Consider the following 1,849-nt stretch of genomic DNA (forward strand, 5'->3'; position numbering starts at 1 on the left):
CCGGCATCGCCCACCTCCACAACATCATCCTCACCGGATGACACCAACATCGTTACCCGGCAACGCCTCCACCGAGTTACGAGACGTCCTTTAGCGAGCGCTTACGACTTTGTGGAACATTCCTTAATGACCCGGAGTCGCCCTGGATGTCAGCACCCCTCGATGTCGGCATCGACCACGTGAGCATGAACATTAGCTACTCACCACGGGGCAACGCGGCGGTCGACGTCGTCTTGGATCTGGCGGAGCGGCACGGTCTGGTCATCTACGATCCCCAGTTCGACGAGGTCTTCGGTCTGCATGGGGACTACGAGGACCCGGTGGGGCTGGGTAACTAACTGGGTGACGACCGGGACCGACGTCGGCGGACAGCCCTGGACGCCGGAGGGTGGTTCTCGCAGATCGTCTGTCGTGGGGGAGCAGGTCGGGCGGTTGTGCTGGTTGCCTGGGGGTCAAGGGTCTCCGGGGCACCAATGGGGCACAAGACAGCGTGAAACGTCGGCAACCAGCGACGAACGACGTGAGCCCGGGAGCAGGCGTGGCCAGCGCGCCGACCAGGTCGCCGCAGGTTACGGGAAGGGCGGCCTATGTTCCGCTGCAACGTCTGAAGCTCACCCCTGCCGCAGGAGGTTACGAGCAGGACCGGAGAACCAGGCTTGGAGTCGTGTCACGGCATCGGTGATCGGCTGGCCCTGGAGGTCGCGCTCATATACCGCTCATCCTCGATCGTTACGGCCCGGAGGCAGCTCATCGGCGCTCCGCCAGATCATGTGCGTCGCAACGCCAAGCTGGCTTTCCCCGAGGACCATGTGCCCGAGTTCCGAGCCGTAGACCTTGGTGAGAGTCAAGGCTTGTTGGTGGGCTACGCGGTTCCTTGCCCAACGCACCCCAGGCAGGATGCGCCCCTCGGCAGAACTATCGCGCGCAGTCTCGTACGTTTCGCCGAGGAGTTCGCTGTAGCCCTCGTCAAGGCTGGCAGCCCATAGCAGGGCCTCGCCGGACGACGCAAAGGCCCCGTCGATGTCGAACCTACTCTCGACGAACCGGGCACAGGCCGCCTGAAACGCGGCCTCCGCAAGGCGTAGCCCTTCTCGGACGTCGTACGGTGGTGACGTCATGGCCTGCGAGCGTATCGACGGAGACAGGCACGTTAAAAGCAGGTTCGGGCCGTCTGTGGGCGTCCTGGGCCGTCAAGTGCTGACCAACAACCGACGACGACCAGCAGCGCTCGAGGCAACAGCAGGCCAGACGCCATGTGACGACGGCTGACCTGGTGGGCGACGGACGAGCCGACCTGTGCGCCGGATGCTGTCGGAGCAAGTGGCGTGGACAGCCCGCTGGCCGGCTGCAAGGATCCCGGCATGGCTTCCACGCCCGCATGGGCAACGCTGCTGACGGCTCTTTCTGGCTCACTGGTTGGTGGCCTGTTCACCTTCGCTGGCGTTGCTTGGTCTCAGCGAGCGACGCGCGAACGCGAACTGGCCATCGATCGCATGCGGCACTCCCGCGATAAGGCCGACCGTCTGCGGGAGACTCGGCGTCAACTCCTTGTCGACATGGCTGAGTATGTAGAGGATCGCCAGGCCTGGTACGACAACATGGAGAACGGAACGGGCCGTGCGGCCGACCTCGCGAAGCTGACGCTACATCCCAACCAGCTCACCGGTCGAGTCAAGTTGTACGCCCCGCCAGTTTTACAGCAGCTTTGGGTGACCTTACTTGCCGCTAACGCAACCATCGTTTGGAACATCGATCTAAGGGACGTCTCGTAACTCCGTCGGTCGTCCATGATGGATCATGTCGGGGTGCAGGTGATCTCGGTAGCCCGCCAGGAGTGGATTTTCCCGTT

General features: G+C 63.4%; 3 protein-coding genes. 2 read left to right on the forward strand and 1 reads right to left on the reverse strand.

Going from position 1 to position 1,849, the window contains the following annotated elements; all coding sequences use genetic code 11:
* The first annotated feature begins 146 nt into the window (after positions 1–146).
* On the forward strand, positions 147–338 hold the full coding sequence (locus ACFY2A_RS30490; RefSeq protein WP_387176792.1) for a hypothetical protein: 192 nt from the start codon (positions 147–149) through the stop codon (positions 336–338).
* A 378-nt stretch (positions 339–716) separates the two neighbouring features.
* Here ACFY2A_RS30490 and ACFY2A_RS30495 read toward each other — a convergent pair whose 3' ends face one another.
* Positions 717–1,118 (reverse strand): hypothetical protein, encoded by a 402-nt coding sequence (locus tag ACFY2A_RS30495; RefSeq protein ID WP_387176794.1) that lies wholly within the window; start codon positions 1,116–1,118, stop codon positions 717–719.
* 207 nt (positions 1,119–1,325) lie between these two features.
* Here ACFY2A_RS30495 and ACFY2A_RS30500 point away from each other — a divergent pair, with 207 nt between their 5' ends.
* Positions 1,326–1,772 carry a hypothetical protein gene (locus ACFY2A_RS30500; RefSeq protein ID WP_387176796.1) on the forward strand — a complete coding sequence of 149 codons (447 nt, stop codon included), beginning with the start codon at positions 1,326–1,328 and terminating at the stop codon, positions 1,770–1,772.
* Positions 1,773–1,849 lie beyond the last annotated feature (77 nt).

The sequence above is a fragment of the Micromonospora sp. NPDC000442 genome (genome assembly GCF_042898635.1).
GTDB lineage: Bacteria > Actinomycetota > Actinomycetes > Mycobacteriales > Micromonosporaceae > Micromonospora.